We start from the raw sequence: 19,777 nt of genomic DNA, 5'->3' as shown, positions 1-19,777 counted from the left end.
CCCGCAGCCAGCGGGTGGCCACTACGCGGTCAGGTGAGGTCGGCGGCGTCGACGACGGTCGCGAACTCGCCGTCGAGGTGCGCGAGCGCGGCGCGATGGGACGCCTCGGCGGGCAGGACCTCGCCGTCGTGTGTGGTGCGGTCGAACGTCGCGGTCGCGTCGGCGACGACGGTGACGTCGAACCCGCGGTTCTCCGCCATCCGCGCGGTCGTGGACACGCAGTGGTCGGTCGTCAGCCCACAGAGGACGAGCCGGCCGATGCCGCGGTGGTCGAGCCACGGCTGGAGGTCGGTGTCGACGAACGCGCCGTTGACGGACTTGTGGAAGACGGGTTCGCCGTCTGTGGGTTCCGCCTCGGTCTTGAACGCGTTCCCGGGCGCGTCCGGGCGGAGCGGCGAGTCCGGTTCGGTCGAGTCGTGCTTGACGTGGACGACCGGCCAGCCGCGGCGCCGCCACGACGACAGGAGGTCGCCGACGCGCGCCTCCGCGTCGGGGTTGTTCCGGTCGCCCCACGCCGGGTCGTCGAACCCCTCCTGGACGTCGACGAGGACGAGCGCCGTCCCGGGGTCCGGCAGGATGCGCTCGCCGGACTCGGTCGTGTCGGACGTCACGCGCTCTCACCGTCGCCCGGCGATGCGGTCGCGTCGTCTTCTGGGCCCGCGTCGTCGTTCGAGCTCGCGACGTCGACGGGGTGGACGTCGAGCGGGCAGGCGTCGTCGGCGAACGCCTCGTCGCCCGCGGGAAGGAGGTACTGTTTCCACTCGTGGCTGTCGTCGTCCTCCCAGTCCCCGATGTGGGCGTGGGGGTGCGTGCCGTCGTAGTCCTCGATGCGGTCGTGTATCTGCTCGCGGGCGCGCTGGCCGGCGTCGGTGTCGCCCGTGATGCCCGCGAAGACGCTCCGCGGTTGGAAGGTGACCTCGAGGCCGACGCCGTTGTACCGGCTGGCGCGCTCGTCGTAGAACGGTGCGGCCCCCGTGACGAACATCGGTTCGCCGGCGTAACAGAACTCGAACTGCGGGTGCGCGGGGTCGGTCGCGATGTCCGCGGGCCAGGGCGCGGTGTCGGCGTCGTGGAGGGACTGGAGGACGCGCCAGAACGCCTCCCGGTAGTCGGCCTCGGTCCAGGCGTCGGGGTCCGCGGGTGGTTCGAAGAACGTCACGAGGCTCGTGCGCGGGCCGTGCATCTCGCGCGTCGCCAGGTACGCCGCGACGACGTCGGCGAGCGCGTCCAGGGCGGTCGCGTCGAGCGCGTCCGCGCCGACCGCGTTCGTGCCGTCCGCGAGCGGGACGAACGTGTAGAGCGCGCCGCCGTTGCGCTGGGCGTCGACGCCGAAGTGACACGGGAAGTCCGTGCCGTTGCGTTCGCCGAGGAGCTTCTCGTCGAACGCTTCGTACTGTCGTCGCGCCCACGCGGGCAGCGTCCCGTTCTCGATGCGACGCTCCACGCGGGGCTGCTCGAAGAGCCGGACCACGTCGCCGCCGACCAGTTCCTCCCGTCCGCTCGCGACGCCGGTGCTCATGCGCTAGTGCTCGGGTCTACGACGTCATGAACGCGTCGGAATCAGACCCCCTGCGACCGTTGGCGGTCCGCAACCACCCACCAGACCTGTTGGCCGAAACCAATTTATCTTCAAATGTGTTAGTCGGTGACATGGGCGTCATCGTGGCGATGGTCGTTCTCGGTGCGGTCGCGCCGTTCGCGGTCCTCGCGTGGGTCGTCCACCGCGGGAGTCCGGGCGGCCGCGTCCGCTCGCTCGCCGAGCGGAAGGACGCCGGTCGACGCGTCGACACGCACGCGGTCCGCGACCGCACCGAGGCCGCCGAAACCGCACAGAAACACCTGCAGCAGCGGACCGGCGACCGCGGGCTCCTCGCCCGCCTCCGCGGCCGGCGCGGGAGCTGACCGCGTGGACTGGCGGCGGCGCCGTGGACGACCGCGACCAACCAAAAACAGATAAACGGCGACGGCGAACGTACCGACGATGCTGCTCGTGGTGTGCGTCGACCTGGACGACGACGTCGGCCGGAAGACCGACGTGGAGACGCCGGTCGTCGGTCGCGACGCGGTCGAGGACGCCGCCGTCAAGCTCGCGACCGCGGACCCCGAGGACTCCGACGTGAACGTGCTCTTCCAGGGCGTGCACCTCGCCGACACCATCACCGACCAGCGCGTCGAGGTGGCGGCGGTCACGGGCAACGAGAAGGGCGACGTCCGCGCGAACCGCGCGGTCGGCGACGAGGTCGACGAGGTCCTCGCGGGCCTCGCGACGAGCGAGGAGGTGAAGGCGCTCATCGTCACGGACGGCGCGCAGGACGAGTCCGTCATCCCCGTCATCCGCTCCCGGGTCACCGTCGACGGCGTCAGGCGCGTCGTCGTCCGGCAGGCCCAGGACCTCGAGTCGATGTACTACACGCTCAAGCAGGTGATGAACGACCCCGAGACCCGCGGGACCATCCTCGTGCCGCTCGGCATCCTGCTCTTGATCTACCCGCTCGCCATCCTCGCGGACCTCCTCCAGCTCCCGGGCGAAGTCCTGGGACTCTCCTCGGCCGCGATCGGGTTCTACGTGCTCGGCCGCGGCCTCGGCGTCGGCGACAAGCTCGACGCGACCGTCGAGCGCGTGCGGTCGTCGCTGTACGCCGGCCGGATGACGATACTGAGTTACGTCGTCGCCGCGGCGCTGCTCGGCGTCGGCGGCATCACGGGCGTGGAGACCCTCGACACCGTCCGCGGGCGCACCGCGGGCGAACTCGGTGTCCTCCAGGTGCTCGCCGCGCTCGTCTACGGCGCCGTCCAGTGGTTCGCCGCCGCCGGCGTCACCACGAGCCTCGGCCAGATAACCGACGAGTACATCGCCGGCCGCCTCGAGTGGCGGTACCTGAACGCGCCGTTCTACGTCGTCGCCATGGGGATGGTGCTCTACGGCGTCAGCGCGTACTTCCTCGAACTCGTCTCGCTCCCGTTCCTCGCCGCGACCCTCCTCAGCGGGACGCTGCTCGGGGTCGCCTCCACGCTCGCGTTCGCGGTCGCCGAGACGCACTTCGGCGGCGACGCAGAGGACGACCCCGACCGCGTCGACCCCGCGAACTGACCGCGGGCACCGCTCGTCCGGCGGCGAGTCATGGCGACGTGACGCTCCGTAGTGCCGCGTGCGTGTCGATGGCAGCGTCGACGGCGCTCGCGGCCTTCTCGACGCGGTCGTGGGCTTCGGCGCCGCTCATGTCGGGGCCGAGGACGCCGAACCCGACGGGGGTGTCGCGGTCGAGGGCGACGCGACCGAGGAGGCGGGCGGTCGCGTGCGTGACGACCTGGTCGTGGTCGGTGTCGCCGGTGACGACGACGCCGAGGACGGCGACGGCGTCGACGTCGTCGCGTCGGGCGAGGCGGTCCGCGACGAGCGGCGCGTCGTACGCCCCGGGCACCGGGACGCGCTCGACGACGGTCGCGTCCCGCGCGTCGACGCGCGCCTCGGCGGCCGCAGTTATCTCGTCGGCGAGGTCCGGGTAGAACCGGGCGACGACGAGCGCCACCCGAGCGACCGAGTCGGCCTCCGCGGTGGTCGCGGAATCCGCTTCCGTGGGCGTCACGTCTCGACCTCGCTGGCGCGGACCGCGTACCGTGCGAGGACGTCCGCCTCGAAGTGCACGCCGTCGCCCGCGCCGCGTTCGGACAACGTCGTGCGGTCGCGGGTCTCGGGGACGACCGCGACCGCGAACGTCCCGCGGTCGTCGTCGACGCGGTCGACGGTGAGACTCACGCCGTCGAGCGCGACCGCGCCCTTCGCGGCGACGTGAGCGGCGTGGCCCTCGGGTATCGCAACGTGGTACGTCCACGTGCCGTCCGCGGCCTCTCGGTCGACGCGCTCGACCGTCGCGACGGCGTCGACGGTGCCTTTCGTGAGGTGGCCGTCGAGCGCGTCCCGGAGCGAGATGGGCGCTTCGAGGTTCACCTCGTCGCCGGCGCGGTCGACGAGCGCGGTGCACGCGACGGTCTCGCTCGACGCGAACGCGCGGAAGCCCTGGTCCGTCGTGGCCTCGACGGTAAGACAGACGCCGTCGACCGCAACGCTGTCTCCGGGTTCGGCCCCGAGATCGGGCGTCTCGACGTCGAGGACCGCGCCGTCGTGGTACTCGTCGACCGAAGCGATGCGACCGGTGTGGCGGACGACGCCGGTGTACATGCACTCCGACCACCACCCGCCGCTCACAAACGCGTTATGGGTTCCAGAAATGAGACGATAATTCGACGGTCGAAGGGACGTGCCCGCGCTCGACGCCGACGGCGGCCGCTGTCGACGAACACAGGATCCGGCGCCCACGAGGAGAATCGAGCGTGGTCGTCAGCGCTCGCGCACGACCACGAACCGCGCCAGGTCCCGGAGGTACTGGCCGGCCTCCGAGTCGTCAGCGTCCACCGCCGCGAGCGCGTCGAGCGCCGCCGCCGACTCCGCCTCCGCGCGCTCGGTCGCCTCCGCGGCCGACAGCTCCGTGACCTGGACGACCGACGGTCGCTCCATCGCCTCGTCGATACCCGTCGGCTTCCCGAGGTCGTCCGCGTCCGCCGTCTCGTCCAAGACGTCGTCCCGGATCTGGAACGCGACGCCGACGCGCTCGGCGTACTCGCCGAGCTTCTCGACCGTGTACGGGTCCGCGTCCGCCGCGATAGCGCCGAGCTCCGCCGCCGCCCGGAACAACGCGCCCGTCTTCCGGCGCGCGAGCTCCATGTACTCGTCCTCGTTCGTCGGCATCGCCGCCAGCTCCGTCGCCTCGCCCTCGCCGAGTTCGACCATCGCCTCCGCGACGACCTGCGTCGCCTGCGGGTCCTGACTGAAGAGCGCGAACGCCTCCCCGAGCAGGCCGTCGCTCGCCACGATGGCGGGCCCGTGCCCGTACTCCGTCCACGCCGACGCCGTCCCCCGCCGGAGGTCGGACTTGTCGATGATGTCGTCGATGACGAGCGACGCGTTGTGCACGAGCTCGATGCCGACGCCGTAATCGACGGCGTCCTCGGCGTCGCCACCCGCGGCCTCGCACGCGAGCACTGTCACCACCGGTCGCACGCGCTTCCCGCCCGAGAGCGACACGTGCTCGACCTGCTCGCGGAGCGCCGCCGGCTCCACCGCCGACAGCACCTCCCGCAACCGGTCGTTCACGAGCCCCTGACGTCGCTCCAGAAACTCCATTGCCAGCGCCTAGGCGCGTCCCTGCCATGTAGGTGACGGATTGGGCGACCGTGGGCCAGCACGCATCAGTCCCGCGATCGCCGTCGCCGGACCCGACGAACCTCGGGCGCCTCAGGGGAACGTCGTCCGACAGCGCTCGGCGAGCGGGTCGCCGTCGACCGCGGCGACCCACGCCCGCTGGGTCGGCCCGAAGAAGACGTGACACGTCTCCGCGGGGATGCCGTGCCAGAGGAGCGCGTGGTGTTCGGCGGTCGAGTACGGCGCCGCCACGGTCTCGGGTTCGGCGACCGACGGCGGGCCCTCCGCGAGGTCGAAGGGCTCGACGACGACGCCGAACCCGCCGAGGAACGCGACGTTCACGACCGCGGCCGCCACCGCGAGCGAGAGGACGACGCCGCGGACCGCGGGACCGCGACGCCCGGCGACGACGCCGACGCCGACCGCGACGAACGCGAGCGTCGGGAACAGGTCCGGGGCGGCGTCCAGGTCGAACGCGACGACGACGCCGAGGAACCACGCCCCGCACGCCGCGAGCGGCCACGCGCCGCCTCGGTCGCGGCCGTGGACCGCGGCGACCGCGAGCCCGACGAGCCCGACGGCGAACAGCGGTCGCCCCCAGTACAGCATGTTCGGTGCGCGAACCGCTCGGTCGAGCGCGCTCCCGCCCTGGGTCGCGTACCGCGAGACGAGGACGGTCTGGTTCACCATCGCGACGACGCCGTCGACCCCCGCGGCGAGCACCGGCGCGAGCACGACGAGGCTGGCGAGCGCGCCACCGGCGACGACGCGCCCGACCGCACGCCGACCGCGTCGCGCCGCCATCCCGAGCACGACGACCGGGACGACCGCGGCGAGCTGCCAGTAGCCGACCGCGGCCGCTGCCGCCACGCCCGCGAGCACGTCGCTCGCGGACCGAGCGCGGCCGTCACCTGCGACTCGACCGAGGACGCCGACGTCGTCGCGCGCCAGCCAGAGCGCGAGCAGGCCGGCCGCGAGCACGAAGTACTTCGCCTTGAACCCGAAGCCGGAGCGGAGCGCGAACTGCGGGAGGACGTACAGCGAACAGGCGGCGGCGACCGCCGCGGCGGGCTCGCCGCAGAGTGCGTGCGCGAACTCCGCGACGAGCGCGACCGCGAGAACCGCGACGGCACAGGTCAGGGCGACGTTCAGGTGATGGTACAGCAACTGGTCGTCGCCCGCGATTAGGGAGAGGAGGGCGGTCGTCTCGAAGGACAGCGGCGGTTTCACCTCGAACGTCTCCACGTACAGCGTGGTGCCGCGAGCGAGCTGCCAGCCGACGTACTCGAAGATCTTCGAATCGCGGAGCCGCGGATAACCCGGACGCGAGAGGACGCGGAACGCCGACACCGTCTGCGCGACCGTCGCGAGGACGAGCACGAGCGCGCGCCAGCGCTCGGCGAGCGCCGCGTCGACGCGCCGCTGGACGCTCGCGACCGCAGCGAGCACTCGCTCGACGCTCGACGGGAGGGAGACCTCGGCGGCGACCATCCGACGTACGGACGCGCGCCGGCCACCGGAAAGTGTCTTCCCCCTCGCACTCGGCCGCCCTCCGTATCGCGTCCGGGCGGGTCCCGCTTCGCGGTCAGTAGTCGGTGACCTTCGACTGGACGCGGCCGTCGTCGAGTTCGCCGGCGTCGTCGTCGAAGTACGTCGCGAGTTCGTCGCGGGCGACCTCGGTGGACTCGTAGAGGTACGCGATCTCGGTGAGCGACAGCGACTCGCCGGCTTCGAGCTTCCCGGTGAGGTGGTCGACGTCGAGGTCGTGGTTCGTGACGTCGAGCGAGACGGTGGCGGCGCGGTCGTCGGCGGCCTCGGCGAGGTTCACGCCTTCGCGGAGGACGGTCTCGAAGTCGAGGTCGGTGCGGTCGACGCCGCGGTAGAGGAAGGCGACGGTGGAGACGAGCGCGTCGAAGGCTTCGGTGCCGTCGCGGTCCGCGAGCGAGGACGCGAAGACGAGGTCGAGGTCGCGGTCCTCGAGGCCCTCGACGAGGGTCTCGAAGTCGAGCAGGGCGTCGAGGGTTCGCTGACGGATGCGGGCGCGAGCGTTCCGTTCGGCCTGGACGCTCCCGTACGTGCGGTCGCCGCGGAGGTACGCGCGGTCCGCGTTCGTGAGGACGCCACGGTCGCGCGCTGACGAATCAGGCATAATCGGAATACGATTACGACTTTACGAGAGAAGACAGAAATATAACCCGATACTGATTATCTGTGGCGATTCCTCTCGGTTCGTCTAGGCAATCCTTATCAGGTAGTTCCCGCTCGGAGCGAACAGGTCGCGGTCGACGCGCACCCCGACGGCACCGAACCGTCGTCGCAATCAGAACGGCACCGAACCGTCGTCGCAATCAGAACGGCACCGAACCGTCGTCGCGCACTCGCCTACCCTGCCAGGCTCGCGAGTGCACGACCGGTCGTCGTGGCACGAGCCGAGTCCCGCACCACGTGCGTGACTCCCGTAGCCGGCGGCTTATCGCTTACCCAAAGAGCAGCCACCGGCTCGCCGTCCGCCCCCGCCACGCCCGCCGTCACGCGCTGCCGTCGCGCGTCGACGCGACCCACGGAGCACGCACATGCAATCCGACACCACACCCGACCCGAGTCAGCGCACCGACACCGAACACTCGACCACCGACGCCACCAAGGACCAGCCGACCGACGACCGCGACCCGGACGACACCGGCCTGCACGCCATCGCGCCGGCGAGCACGCTCACCGCCGTCCTCGACGCGGCGAGCGTCGTCGTCGACGAGTGCATCGTCGACGTCTCGCCCGACGGCCTCGCGATAACCGCCATCGACGCCGCGACCGTCGGCATGGTCGACCTCGACCTCCATGCCGACGCGTTCCACAGCTACGACGCCGACGGCATGCGCTTCGGCGTCGCGCTCGACAGACTCCAGGACGTCCTCGCGCTCGCCGCCAGCGACGACCCCGTCGAACTCGCCGTCGACGAGACCACGCGCACGCTGCACGTCCGCATCGACGAACTCGCCTACCAGCTCGCGCTGCTGGACCCCGACACCGTCCGCGCCCCGCCCGACACCGTCGCCATCGCCAGCGACCTCGACGCCACCGTCACCGTCGACGGCCACGTCCTCGCCCGCGCCATCGACGCCGCCGACATGGTCGCCGACACCCTCGAACTCGGCCTCGACACCGACCCCGACCGCTTCTACGCGCACGCCGACGGCGACGCCGACACCGTCGACTTCCAGCGACCCGCGGGCGACTGCCACCGCTTCGACCCCGCACCCGCCGAGTCGCTGTTCTCCGTCGACTACCTCGCCGCACTCACGCGCGTCCTCCCCGGCGACGCCCCCGTCGACGTCCACCTCGACGAGGACGCCCCCGTCGCCCTCGGCTACGACGTCGCCGACGACCACGGTCGCGTCCAGCTCCTCGTCGCCCCACGACTCAGCCGGACCTGAACGCGCCCAGGGACACTGCCGTCGCTCCCGAGACGAACGCTGAAAGAACGAACCGGACCGACCGCGCGACCGAGCGCGGTCCTCAGGCGTCGTCGCCGGCGCCGAACTCGAACGCGTCGTCGCCGAGCCCGTCGCCGTCGTCGGACGACCCGTCACCGTCCTCGTCCGCCGCGTCACTGCCGGCCGAACCGGACTCCCCGCCGGCGTCCGCCAGCGGGCTCGCGTCCGCCGGCGCGCCGTCCTCGACCGCGCTCGCGTCCGTCGACTCGGCCTCGAACGCCACCGCGTCCGCATCGAAGTCCACGTCCGCCTCGGCGTCCGCGACGAACCCGTCGTCCGCCGACGCCGACGACTGCGTGTCGAACCGGTCGAGCGCCTGACTCAACTGGGACGCGCGCTGCGCGAGATGCCCCGCGCTCTCCGTGACCTCCGAGAGCGACGCCGTCTGCTCCTCCGCAGCCGCCGCGACGTTCTCCGCCTCCGACGTCGTCTCCTCGCTGATCGTCGCCGCCTCCGACACCATCGCGACGACCTCCTCGGTGCTCGCGGCCTGCTCCTCGGTCGTCGCCGAGATCTCCTGCACGCCCTCGTTCGTCTTCTGGGCGTACGCCGCGATCTCGTCGAGCGCCCCGGCCGCGTCCTCGACGCGCTCCGTGTTCGCAGCGACCTGGTCCGCCGTCTGCTGGACCTCCGCGACCGTCTCGTCGGTCTGGTCCTGGATACTCTCGAGGCGCGCCTCGATGTCGTCCGCCGCGTCCTTCGTCTCGCTCGCGAGCTCCTTGACCTCCTGCGCGACGACCGCGAACCCCTCGTCCTCGGCCGCCGCCTCGCTCCCACCGCGACTCGCCTCGATGTTCGCGTTCAACGCCAGCATGTTCGTCTCCTTCGCGATGTCACCGATGAACTCGATGAGCTCGTCGATCTGCGCCATCTCGCGCTCCAGGTCCTCGATAGCCGCGACCGCCGATTCGGAGCCGGACTCGAGCGCCGCCATCCCCTCGATGGCGTCCTCCGCCGCGTCCCGGCCCTCGCGACCGGTCTCGGCGGTCCGTTCGGCGATGTCCGCGACCTCGTTCGTCGTCGCCGCGATCTCCTCGGTCGTCGTCGACAGCGACTCCATCTCGCCACTGACCGCCTGGAACTGCTCGTTCTGGCGTTCCGCACCGTCACTGATGGACTGCACGCTCTCGCTGACCTGCCGACTCGCGCTCTGAACCTCCTCGCTCGAGGCAGTGACCTCCTCGCTCGCGCTCGCGACGTCCGTCGCGAACGTCCGGAGGTTCGCGACCGTCCGGTCGATCTCTCCGATCATCCCGTTGAACTCGCGCGCGATCTCGGACATCGCCTCGTTCTCCGAGGCCGTGTCCATCCGCGCCGTCAGGTCGCCGTCACTCACCGCACCCATCACGTCGCTGTACTCGTCGGCCTTCCGCTCCAGGTGCCGGTTCAACTGCTCGGCCTCCTCGCGAGCCGTCTCGGCGCGCTCTCGCGCCGCCTCGGCCTCCTGGATCTGGTCGCGGAGCGAGTCGCGCATCGACGCGAACGCCCCGTACAGCCGGCCGATCTCGTCGACGCGGTTCGTCTGCAGGTCGACGTTCAGCTCGCCGTCCTCCATCTCGCTCGCACGGTCCCGGAGGCGCGCCAGCGGCGTCACCGTCTGCCGGCCGAGCACGACCGCGCCGACCGCGAGCATCCCGAGCGCCGACAGCACGATGAACAGCACGTACTGGCCGACCGCGTTCCTGACCTGGAACGCCTGCGCGGTGTCGACGCTCGTCATCGCCACCCAGTCCGTGCCGTCGACGCGCGAGTACGCGTACACCTCGCCGTCGGCCTGCTGGAACTGCGGGTCGCCGGACTCGCGAGCCGCCGAGAGCGAGCCGCCGTGCAGCGACGACTCGACCTGACTCCCCGAATCCAGGACCGTCCCACCGCTCGCGTTCACGATCTGGGTCGCCCCCGCCGTCTCACCGCCCTTGACGGTGTCGAGACGGGACTGGATGCGCGTCACGACGACCACGTACCGGTCGTCGGTGTTCGGGACCGCGCTCGCGAACGCAACCACCTGGCCGCGCGTGTACGGCATCAGCGGCGACTCGTACGAACTGCTCGAGATCCACACGCGGTCGGACGCCTCCGCGGACCCCGAGGTCACTTGCGCGTTCGCCCACGGGACGCCGAGCTTCGACAGCTCGAACCCGGATATCGGGTCGGTGCTCGCCATCACGCTGTTCGTGGAGCTGTTCACGAGGTGGATGCCGAGGATGTCGTCGGACAACCGCGATTGCTCGGTCTGCAGGTACGACTCCGCGTCGCCGGTCGTCCGCAGCGAGTCGCCGGCGGACACGGACCGCGTCTGGTCGCGGATGCTTTCGGTCCACCCCGAGAGCGCCGCCGCCCGCAGGTCGCTCGCCTCGCGGAGCTGGGACTTCGTGTTCGTCTCCACGGTCTCCTTCGTCTGCTGGTAGCCGTAGAACCCTGCTGCGCCGATGACGAGCACGACGAGGAGGATCGAAACCGCGAACTTCACCGAGTACCGCCGCCGGACGAACCCGGGGGTCAGCGTCGCCGCGATGGAACTGCCGTCGTCGCTCATGTCAGTTCCCCTCCGGCGTCGTCGGGACGCTGATGTCGCCGTTCACGATGCCTTCGCGGGACGCCGCGACCGCGTCGACGACGTCGCTCGGGATGTCGTCCCCGAGGGGGCTACCGTAGACGAGTTCGACGCCGTTCTCGGCGAGGCCGAGCGAGTTGACGCTCCCGCCCTGGAACGCGCCGTCGACGACGTTCCCGACCGCCTGGAAGACGGCGGTGTCGACGCGCTTGACCATGCTCGCGGGGATGACGTTCGCGTACCGCGGGTCGCTCTCGGACTGGTCGGAGTCCACGCCCATCGCGAACCGGCCGCGTTCCTGCGCGGCCTGGAACACGCCGAGGCCGGTGCCGCCGGCGGCGTGGTAGACGACGTCCGCGCCGTCGTCGTACATCTTCGCGGCCGCTTCCTTCCCGCCCTCGACGTCGTCGAACGCGCCGACGTACGCCGTCTGCACGTCGACCGGTTCGTCGACCTGGTCGACGCCGGCCCGGAACCCGGCCTCGAACTTCTTGATGAGGCCGGACTCGATACCGCCGACGAACCCGACGGTCGTCGCGTCCGGGTTCGTGCTGCCGGCACCCGCGGCGAACTCCTGCGTCGTGAGGAGCGCCGACAGGTGCCCGACGAGGAACGACCCCTCGTGCTCCTTGAACACGTAGTTCGCGACGTTGTCGCGGTCGACGACCGAGTCGATGAGCATGAACTGCTGGTCGCCGTGCGCCTTCGCGGTCTGCTTGAGTGGGTCCGTCTGGAGGAACCCGACGCAGACCGCGAGGTCGAAGTCCGGATTCGACGAGGCGGCGTACCCGCTCTGTAGGTCCTGCATGTCGTCGGGTGACTCCGGGACTTCGTTCTTGTACTCGACGCCGTACTCGACGCGCGAGCGCTTGATGCCGCGGTTGGCCATGTCGTTGAACGAGTCGTCGCCGAGGCCACCGGTCGCGTACACCATCCCCACGTAGGTGTCGCTGTCGTCGAACTGTTTGGTCGTCGTCGTCGATACCTCGTCGCCATCGCCGGCACCCACCCCGGGTAGCCGTGACGCACACCCCGCCAATGCCGCCGTGCTGACAGTTCCTGCACCTGTCAGGACGGCGCGTCTCGACTTCATGACGAGGTTAGTTATTCAAGTCTATCACTTAAGGTTACTCGCCAGTGGCTTGATTGCGACACATTCCCAAGCATAACTTCCCGCGAACGACAGGGACGACGAAACCGCGAGCAAGCGCGACTGTCTCGCTGTTCTCTTCCCGTTCGAGACGGAAATAAAGAAATGTCTCCCACGCCGCACTTACCGGCAACGATAGCCGCGACTCCCGCGAAGCTGTCGAGATACGTATCAACTCTCACGTCGGGACGACAGCTATCCCAAACCAGACAACTCCACCACCTGCGACCCCTTCTCTCGACGGCCGCCTCGACTCGCTGCGCTCACCGAGGAGCCGTCGGAAAACGTGGGCGAAAAACCGACCGCGGAAGCCCGCGTCGCGCTATCCCTCGAACTCCTCGATGAGCGCCGGCACGACCTCGAACAGGTCGTCCACGATACCGTAATCCGCGATGTCGTAGATCGGCGCGTTCGGGTCCGTGTTGATCGCAACGATGTTCTCCGCGCCCTTCATGCCAGCGACGTGCTGAACGGCGCCAGAGATACCGATAGCGATGTAGAAGTCCGGCGTCACGACCTTCCCGGACTGCCCGACCTGCCGGTTCTTCGGGAGCCAGCCGTTGTCGACGATCGGACGCGACGACGACAGCGTCGCGTCCAGCGCATCCGCGAGGTCGCGCACGAGGTCGAGGTTCTCCTCCTCCTCGATACCACGACCCACGGAGACGAGGACGTCCGCCTCCGTGATGTCGACGTCGCCGCCACCGACCTCCTCGAAGCCCTTCACCGTCGACTTCACCGCGTCCTCGTCGACGGCCGCGTCGAACGCCTCGATACCGGCGTCGCCCGCAGCCTCCGTCGCCGGCCACTCCGCGCTCCGGATCGAGACCGCGACCGACTCCGCCTCGACCTCGGTCGTCGTCTCGACCTTCCCACTGTACATCTCGCGCGTCGCCGTCAACGTCGACCCGTCGAACTCGACGCCGACCGCGTCACTCACGTACGTCAAGTCGAGCGCGTTCGCGACCGCCGGCCCGTAATCCAGGCCGTTCACGCTGTTCGGCGTCAACAGGACCTGCGGATCGACCGCGTCGTAGAGCTGCTCGACGACCTGCGCGTACACGTCGTGATTGAACTCCTCGCCGTGGTCGACCGTGTGAATCGTGTCGACGCCCTCGACGTTCAGCGCGTCAGCGTGCGCGTCCACGTCACCCGAGATGACTGCCAGGTGGAGGTCACCGCCCGTCGCGTCCGCGACCTCGCTCCCGACCGTCACCAGCTCGTAGGAGACGTCACGGAGCTCGCCACGACGGTGCTCGGCGACCGCGAGCACGTCACTCATTGGCCGACACCTCCGTCACGGAGAACCTCCGCAAGCTGTCCCGCCGTCTCCTCCGGACTTCCCTCGAACAACGTCGCGTCACTCTCGGTCTCGGGCTCGTACATGTCCACGATCTCCAGGTCGGACTCGGCGACGTCAGCCGACAGGCCGAGGTCGTCGAGCGTCATCGGCTTGATCTCCTTGCGCTGGGCCTGCCGGATGCCACGCAGGCTCGCGTACCGCGGCTCGTTGATACCCGTCTGGATGGTGAGGACCGCGGGAAGCTCCACGTCCGTCAGCTCCTCGACGCCACCCTCGAGTTCGCGGCGCACGCTCGCGACGCGGTCCTCGACGTCCAGATCGAGGTCGTTCACGACCGCCGCCCACTCGAACCCGACCTCGTCCGCGAGCGAGACACCGGTCGCACCGAACCCGTCGTCGTCCGCCTGCACGCCCGACAGCACGAGGTCCGGATCCTCCTCCTCGACGACCGCCGCGAGCATCTTCGTCTTCGCCTCCACGTCGAGCAGTTCCGCGTCCTCCAGGGAGTCGTCCCACACGCGAACGGCGCGGTCCGCGCCCTTCGCGAGCGCCATCCGGATCGTCTCCTCGGAGCGCTCCGGGCCGATCGTGACCGAGACGACCTCCACGTCGTCCTCGGCTTCACTGATCTGTACGCCTTCCTCGATGGCGTAGTCGTCCCACTCGTTGAGGTCGTACTCGAGGTACGCCTCGTCGATGGCTGTTCCGTCGATCTCGAATTCATCTTCGACGGCAGCCACCTCCTTGACGGTGACGAGAACCTTCATCGTCCGAGTGGTTCTCCGGGAATCAGGGTAATAGTTACGAAAACCCGCGTTCCCGCGAGAACCGTTGACTCGCGCCAGCACGTCGCCCTCGACCCCACCCGAGCCGAACACCGAGACCTGGCGTCACTCGTCGTCGCCGAAGTCCGCGACGTTCTCCTCGGGGAGCGCGATGAGGTTCTCCCGGCCGATACGGAGCTTCTGTATCTCGTCGTCGTCGTGCATCCCCGACAGGAGCTGGGAGACCTTCGCGTTCGACCACCCGGTCTCCGTGACGATGTTCGCCTGTTTCATCCGGCCGCCGTTCCCTTCGAGCAACCGGAGCACGCGCTCCTCGTCGGAGAGCAACGCCTCGTCGATCTCGTCGTCGCCGTCCTCGTCGCCGTCCTCGACCGCAGCACCAGCGGCACCTGCCGCAGTCGCCCCACCGGCGGCGTCGCCAGCGTCGACCGCGGTCGACGCGTCACCGCCGGACGCGTCCGGGCCGCTCGAACCGGTGTCCGGCGGCGTCGACGCCGCATCGGAGCCGGCGGTCGTCGCCGACCCGGAATCGGTCGTACCGCTCCCCGCAGGTGGACTCCCGCCGTCGGATGCCTCCGGGACGCCCGCCGAGCCGTCGCCGTCGTCTTGCTGAGTCTGCCAGCGCGCGAAGAAGTAACTCCCCGCGCCGACGAACACCAGGAGGAGCGCGAACCCGACGCCGAGCAGGAACGAATCGTCCGGCTGAACCGGCCCCTCCGTCGACGTGTTCACGGACGACGTCGTCGTCGACGTCGTCGCCGGTCGCTCGAGTACCACCGACAGGTACCCCGGTTCGAACTCGCGGTAGCCGTCCCACACGAGCGCTCGCTGGTCGAGTCCCTTGTCCGGCGGCGTCCCGACGATGTTCAAGCCCTCGGGCGGCCGGATGACGAGTCGCTGGCCGTCGTAGAGCCGCGGGAACCACGTCCCGTCCGGACTCCGGAACGCGTCCCCGACGAACAACGACTCGCCTTCCACGCGCCCGAAGTTCGTCCACGTGAACGAGTACGTCACCGTCCCCGTGCCGTTCTCGACGGTCGACTCCGTCCAGTTCGCGTCACGGATCTCCATCTCGCGGGCGGTGGTGTTGCTCGACGCGGCCGCGAACCGCGCGAACGTGTCTCGCCCCACGCCGAGGTCTCGGTTCCCGGACCGCACGTCGTCCGCGAACCGCTCGAACGCCCGCGTCTCGTTGGTCCCGTTCACGACGAAGCGGTGCGTGACGTGCCACCTCGCGTCGCCATCCGCCCGTAACTGGACGGTCACCACGAGCCCGGGGTCTGCGCGTTCGAACGCCGTCGACTCGGCGGCCGCTGCCGACTCGAACCCGCCGCTACGAGCCCCGTCAGCGGCGACCACGGCCCCTGACACGACCAACAGGAGGAGGATTCCGACCAACGCGGGGCGAAACCGCATATCCCGACCTTGCACCCCCCGAGGAAAAAACGCTTTCCATCCCGATAAAACGTCAGCGGGCGTTATGAACGATATGGGGGCGTCTCGGAGGCGCTCTCGGGCGACTACGTAACGTCGACCGCTTTTTGTATCGGCACGCGTAACCATCCGGTAATGAGTCGCTCTGCCGCTCTCGCCGTCGCCGCCCTCCTTCTCACGGCCGGCGTCGCACCGGCCGTTGCCGTCGACGCGTCGACGGTCACTGAAGCTGCGGACTCGACCACAGCTACCGGCGACGCCACCTCCATCACCGAATCGAGTCTCGGGGACGACACCGCTTCGAACCGACTGACTCCCGAGGCCGACACCGCTTCGAACAACACGACCCGACGCCTCTCGCTCGTGGGGCCGGCCACCGAGAACTACAGCAGCGTCGAGCTGGACTTCGCCGCGACGATGGCGTTCTCTGGGGACCGCGTCCAGAGCCAGTACCAGACGACGCTCGTCGCCATCCAACTCGAACAGCTCCAGGCGCAGAGCGCTCGCGAAGCCGTCGTCGACGCGTACCTCGACAGCATCGAGGACGAACTCGAGTCGCTCTCGGCCGCCGAGACCGCGGCCGTCCGCCAGTACGAGACCGGCGAGGTCGACGTGAGGACGCTCCTACTCCGGTTTGCGATGGTCGACCGGCGGGCGCGCGCCATGGAGGACTCGCTCGACCGCCTCCAGCGCACCGACGCACCGGTCCCGCAGCGACTCCGAAGCATCAGGATGGAGCTCGAAGCGTTCCAATCGCCGATCAGGCAACACGTCAGCGGCGCCGCCACCGGCGAACTCAAGGGCGCCGTGAACGAGATTCACGTGGCTGCGGCGACCGAGGGCGTCGTCGTCGAGATGCTCGACGACCGCCGATACTACCGGAACGCGATCCGGTTCGACAACCGAGCGCCCGATAGCGTCGACCAGTTCGACGGGAACATCGACCGGTTCCGGTCGCGCATCGCGGAGCTGTACCCGTGGTCGTACCAGGGGTCGCTCCGACGGAACGCGGAGGTCGACACGCACCTCGCGCGGAACCTCTATCGGATCACGTACCGGCACCCGCAGGGGTCGATTGCGATCTACGCAGACGGTGGGACGAGCGACGTCGCACGCGAACAGCAGGAGCTCATCCTCGACCAGCTCCCGAAGACCGGGTCCACGGTCGCCGTGATGGACAACGTCACGGTCAGCGTGACGCCGACGCTCGGCGACGCCCCGGTGCTCGTGAACGTCTCGCGGACGGCGAGCGGGAACGGGTCCGCGACGCCGCTGGACGCGCTCGTGCGCGTGAACGACCACACGGTCGGTCGGACGGGCGAGGATGGACGCATCTGGCTGCTCCCCCCGAACGACGGTGCCTATGAGGTCCGCGTCGTGCAGGACGGGACGGTGATAAACGTCAGCGTCTCGAGCTAGCGCGACGGCTCGCGGTCTCGCGGTCGGTCGCTGGCGTCCGCCGTCACCGTTCCTGGTCGTCTTCGCGGTCGGTGCCGCCGGTGAGGTCCTCGATGTCGACGGTGTTGCCCATCGTGTCGGAGTCGCCGAAGCCGGCGGAGAGAATGCGCGTGAGGGCGTCCTCGACCTTCTCGTCGGTCTCCGTGATGTCCGCGGGGTCGACCTCGAGCACGAACCCGGTTGTGATGTTCGGTGCGGTCGGGAGGAACAGGACTTCGCGGCCGTCGTCGGTCGTCTTCCCGGTCTTGAACGCCGTCATCCGCATGCCGTTCCACGTCGTTATCTTCACGGGCGTCTGGAGGGAGTCGGTGCCGCCGAGCGCGGTTTCGGCTGCCATCTTCGACGCGTTGTAGATGACGCGCAGGCCGGGGACGCGGTTCGCGAGGTCGTCGATGACGCCCTCGAAGAGGCCGCCGGCGGTCGTCCGCATCAGGTACCCGATGGCGAGCACGAGCACGAGGAACACCATGATGACCAACAGGACCTGGATGGGTTGCTGGACGGCTTCGGCCCTGGGCACGCCGAGCTCTTTGAGGAGTTCCACCGTGACGAACTCGTTCGGCGTTACCCCCGATACGATTCGGTAGAGGTACGCGATGACGTACGCGGAGACGAGGACGGGCACGACGACGATGAGGCCCGACGCGAAGTCGCGCTTCCAGGAGGACATGCCCGAGGAATGTAGGGGCGGGGTCTTGGGTGTGACGAGTCACGACGCCGGTCGTCGCCGCCGAGGAGCGGTGTCGGCTCGGTTCCGTCCGCGTCGAGGGGCGCCCTCGGGGCGGTTCGTTCAGACGCCGAGGACGGCGCGCGCCGCGAACAGGACGTTCTCCTTGCGCTCTCGCACCCGCCGGTAGAAGTACTGGAGCCACTTCCCGCCGTAGGGCGCGTACTGCCAGACCTCGACGCCCTCCGCGGCGAGGTCACGCTGGGCGTCCTCGCGGACGCCCATGAGCATCTGGACCTCGTAACTCGTCCCGTACTCGTCGTGGAGTTCCGCCGCGTACTCGATCATCGCGGGGTCGTGACTCCCGACCGCGATGCCGTCCTCGAACTCCTGGAACATGTACTCGAGGAGGTCGCGGTACTGCTCGTTCACCTTCGACTTCTGCTTGTACGAGACGTCCTTCGGTTCGTCGTACGCGCCCTTCACGAGTCGGACCTTCCCGGGGACGTCCGCGAGCCGTTCGAGGTCTTCAGGAGTGCGTTTCAGGTTCGCCTGCACGCAGAGCCCGACGTCGCCCTCGTACTTGCGGGCGAAGTCCTCGAACGCATCGAGGGTCGCGTCCGTCGTGTGGCGGTCCTCCATGTCCACCCACACGAAGACGTCGTGCTCGTCGCCCGCCTCGACGACGCGTTCGAGGAGGTCACGGAAGACGTCCTCGCCGACGTCGAGCCCGATCTGACTGGGTTTCACGGAGACGCACGCGTCGACGTCGCTCCGTCCGACGTCCGCGACGAGGTCGACGTACGCGTCGGCGTCCGCGGCAGCCGGTTCGCGCTCGTCGTAGTGCTCGCCGAGCAGGTTCAGGATGGCCGAGACGTCGTCGTCGTTGAGCGCTCGCGCGTGGTCGATGGCCTCCGCTGGCGTCTCGCCGGCGACGAACCGCGACGCGATAGGGGGAATCATACACGGAACTCCGAACTGGGAGTATTAATGGATTGATGGTCCGCGCTCGCGTACTCTGCGGGTACTCGGCGGCCCGACGCGTTCCGGGTCCCGCCCCATCCGTGTACGTGCGAGTTGGGGAACTCCTTTCTACGCGCAACGTGTTTCGGGGTGTAATGGAACGCATCACGGTCTCGCTCGACGAGGACGCCGTGACCGCCTTGGAGTCGCTCACGAACCGGACGGAGCGCTCGCAGAGCGAGCTGGTGCGACAGGCGCTCTCGTTCTACGCCGCGAACTTCGAGGCGGCGACCGCGGACGCCGGCCCGAACCTCGAATCGTACCATCGGATGCTGTCGAGCGGCGAGCACGTGCTCCTCGACGTCGACTTCCTGCATTGCTTCCTCGACTACGTCGAGAACGCCGACGGCGACCCCGACCCGGAGTTCGTCGAGGCCGCCGATCGCGTCGCGGCGTTCCACGCTCGCGAGTACGAGGAGCGCTTCGACTCGCTCGGCGAACTGCTGGACTGGCTGTCGTTCTGCGGGTTCCTCACGGTCCGGGAGAGCGACGGGGAGACGTTCCACGTCGTGTTCCCGACGGCGTCCGTGAAGTGGTTCATGACGGGGTTCGTCGAGGAGTCGACGGCGCGACTGCCGTTCGCGGTCGAGGTCGACGAGGGCGTCTCGAAGGTCATCTTCACCGAAGTCCGCGAGTAGCGGGCGTCGCGGCGACCCGGCCGACACCTCGTCCGTTCACACGACTTCATACTGCTTCATACTCCGTGAGGTGC

The 19,777-nt window shown here is 69.4% G+C and carries 19 protein-coding genes; 5 read left to right on the top strand and 14 right to left on the bottom strand.

The window, feature by feature from the left end; all coding sequences use genetic code 11:
- Window positions 1–29 precede the first annotated feature (29 nt).
- Window positions 30–611 (bottom strand): cysteine hydrolase family protein, encoded by a 582-nt coding sequence (locus VYJ16_RS04770; RefSeq protein ID WP_336349162.1) that lies wholly within the window; start codon window positions 609–611, stop codon window positions 30–32.
- Window positions 608–1,519: a YqcI/YcgG family protein gene (locus VYJ16_RS04765; protein WP_336349161.1), complete on the bottom strand. Its 912-nt coding sequence runs from the start codon at window positions 1,517–1,519 to the stop codon at window positions 608–610. Before VYJ16_RS04765 ends, VYJ16_RS04770 begins: the two co-directional genes overlap by 4 nt.
- A gap of 131 nt (window positions 1,520–1,650) precedes the next feature.
- Between VYJ16_RS04765 and VYJ16_RS04760 the strand changes: the two genes are divergently transcribed.
- Both VYJ16_RS04760 and VYJ16_RS04755 read left to right on the top strand, forming a co-directional pair.
- The gene (locus VYJ16_RS04760) at window positions 1,651–1,902 is read left to right on the top strand and encodes a hypothetical protein (RefSeq protein WP_336349160.1); all 252 of its coding nucleotides are present in this window, start codon (window positions 1,651–1,653) and stop codon (window positions 1,900–1,902) included.
- 79 nt (window positions 1,903–1,981) lie between these two features.
- Entirely contained in the window at window positions 1,982–3,091 is a 1,110-nt protein-coding gene (locus tag VYJ16_RS04755) for a DUF373 family protein (protein ID WP_336349159.1), read from the top strand.
- Between the two features lie 28 nt (window positions 3,092–3,119).
- On the opposite strand, the gene ribH is transcribed toward VYJ16_RS04755, so the two are convergent.
- The 5 genes from ribH to VYJ16_RS04730 form a co-directional block, all read right to left on the bottom strand.
- A complete protein-coding gene (gene ribH / locus VYJ16_RS04750; protein ID WP_336349158.1) occupies window positions 3,120–3,587 on the bottom strand; it encodes a 6,7-dimethyl-8-ribityllumazine synthase in 468 nt (155 codons plus the stop codon).
- Window positions 3,584–4,180: a riboflavin synthase gene (locus tag VYJ16_RS04745; RefSeq protein WP_336349157.1), complete on the bottom strand. Its 597-nt coding sequence runs from the start codon at window positions 4,178–4,180 to the stop codon at window positions 3,584–3,586. Before VYJ16_RS04745 ends, ribH begins: the two co-directional genes overlap by 4 nt.
- 159 nt (window positions 4,181–4,339) lie before the next feature.
- Window positions 4,340–5,182: a polyprenyl synthetase family protein gene (locus tag VYJ16_RS04740; RefSeq protein ID WP_336349156.1), complete on the bottom strand. Its 843-nt coding sequence runs from the start codon at window positions 5,180–5,182 to the stop codon at window positions 4,340–4,342.
- Window positions 5,183–5,293: 111 nt separating this feature from the next.
- Window positions 5,294–6,691, bottom strand: coding sequence for a DolP-mannose mannosyltransferase (locus tag VYJ16_RS04735; RefSeq protein WP_336349155.1), 1,398 nt, complete (start codon window positions 6,689–6,691; stop codon window positions 5,294–5,296).
- Between the two features lie 94 nt (window positions 6,692–6,785).
- Window positions 6,786–7,349: a DUF8102 family protein gene (locus VYJ16_RS04730; RefSeq protein WP_336349154.1), complete on the bottom strand. Its 564-nt coding sequence runs from the start codon at window positions 7,347–7,349 to the stop codon at window positions 6,786–6,788.
- A gap of 424 nt (window positions 7,350–7,773) precedes the next feature.
- Here VYJ16_RS04730 and VYJ16_RS04725 point away from each other — a divergent pair, with 424 nt between their 5' ends.
- Entirely contained in the window at window positions 7,774–8,631 is an 858-nt protein-coding gene (locus tag VYJ16_RS04725) for a DNA polymerase sliding clamp (protein ID WP_336349153.1), read from the top strand.
- Between the two features lie 82 nt (window positions 8,632–8,713).
- On the opposite strand, the gene VYJ16_RS04720 is transcribed toward VYJ16_RS04725, so the two are convergent.
- The 5 genes from VYJ16_RS04720 to VYJ16_RS04700 all read right to left on the bottom strand — a co-directional run bounded on the left by VYJ16_RS04720 (window position 8,714) and on the right by VYJ16_RS04700 (window position 15,899).
- A complete protein-coding gene (locus VYJ16_RS04720) occupies window positions 8,714–11,227 on the bottom strand; it encodes a methyl-accepting chemotaxis protein (protein WP_336349152.1) in 2,514 nt (837 codons plus the stop codon).
- A 1-nt stretch (window position 11,228) separates the two neighbouring features.
- Entirely contained in the window at window positions 11,229–12,338 is a 1,110-nt protein-coding gene (locus VYJ16_RS04715; RefSeq protein WP_336349151.1) for a BMP family lipoprotein, read from the bottom strand.
- Window positions 12,339–12,717: 379 nt separating this feature from the next.
- Window positions 12,718–13,677, bottom strand: a complete 960-nt coding sequence (locus tag VYJ16_RS04710) for an electron transfer flavoprotein subunit alpha/FixB family protein (RefSeq protein ID WP_336349150.1) — start codon at window positions 13,675–13,677, stop codon at window positions 12,718–12,720.
- The gene (locus VYJ16_RS04705) at window positions 13,674–14,465 is read right to left on the bottom strand and encodes an electron transfer flavoprotein subunit beta/FixA family protein (protein WP_336349149.1); all 792 of its coding nucleotides are present in this window, start codon (window positions 14,463–14,465) and stop codon (window positions 13,674–13,676) included. Before VYJ16_RS04705 ends, VYJ16_RS04710 begins: the two co-directional genes overlap by 4 nt.
- A gap of 123 nt (window positions 14,466–14,588) precedes the next feature.
- Window positions 14,589–15,899: a helix-turn-helix transcriptional regulator gene (locus tag VYJ16_RS04700; RefSeq protein WP_336349148.1), complete on the bottom strand. Its 1,311-nt coding sequence runs from the start codon at window positions 15,897–15,899 to the stop codon at window positions 14,589–14,591.
- 153 nt (window positions 15,900–16,052) lie between these two features.
- On the opposite strand from VYJ16_RS04700, the gene VYJ16_RS04695 reads away from it, so the two are divergent.
- The gene (locus VYJ16_RS04695; RefSeq protein WP_336349147.1) at window positions 16,053–17,336 is read left to right on the top strand and encodes a DUF7094 domain-containing protein; all 1,284 of its coding nucleotides are present in this window, start codon (window positions 16,053–16,055) and stop codon (window positions 17,334–17,336) included.
- Between the two features lie 43 nt (window positions 17,337–17,379).
- On the opposite strand, the gene VYJ16_RS04690 is transcribed toward VYJ16_RS04695, so the two are convergent.
- Both VYJ16_RS04690 and VYJ16_RS04685 read right to left on the bottom strand, forming a co-directional pair.
- Window positions 17,380–18,045, bottom strand: a complete 666-nt coding sequence (locus VYJ16_RS04690) for a DUF502 domain-containing protein (protein ID WP_336349146.1) — start codon at window positions 18,043–18,045, stop codon at window positions 17,380–17,382.
- A 120-nt stretch (window positions 18,046–18,165) separates the two neighbouring features.
- Window positions 18,166–19,005 (bottom strand): proline dehydrogenase family protein, encoded by an 840-nt coding sequence (locus VYJ16_RS04685; protein WP_336349145.1) that lies wholly within the window; start codon window positions 19,003–19,005, stop codon window positions 18,166–18,168.
- 155 nt (window positions 19,006–19,160) lie between these two features.
- Here VYJ16_RS04685 and VYJ16_RS04680 point away from each other — a divergent pair, with 155 nt between their 5' ends.
- The gene (locus VYJ16_RS04680; RefSeq protein WP_336349144.1) at window positions 19,161–19,703 is read left to right on the top strand and encodes a ribbon-helix-helix protein, CopG family; all 543 of its coding nucleotides are present in this window, start codon (window positions 19,161–19,163) and stop codon (window positions 19,701–19,703) included.
- Window positions 19,704–19,777 lie beyond the last annotated feature (74 nt).

Source organism: Halorubellus litoreus, assembly GCF_037081675.1.
GTDB classification, from domain to species: Archaea; Halobacteriota; Halobacteria; order Halobacteriales; family Natrialbaceae; genus Halorubellus; species Halorubellus litoreus.
This window is presented reverse-complemented; position numbering and strand designations above follow the sequence as displayed.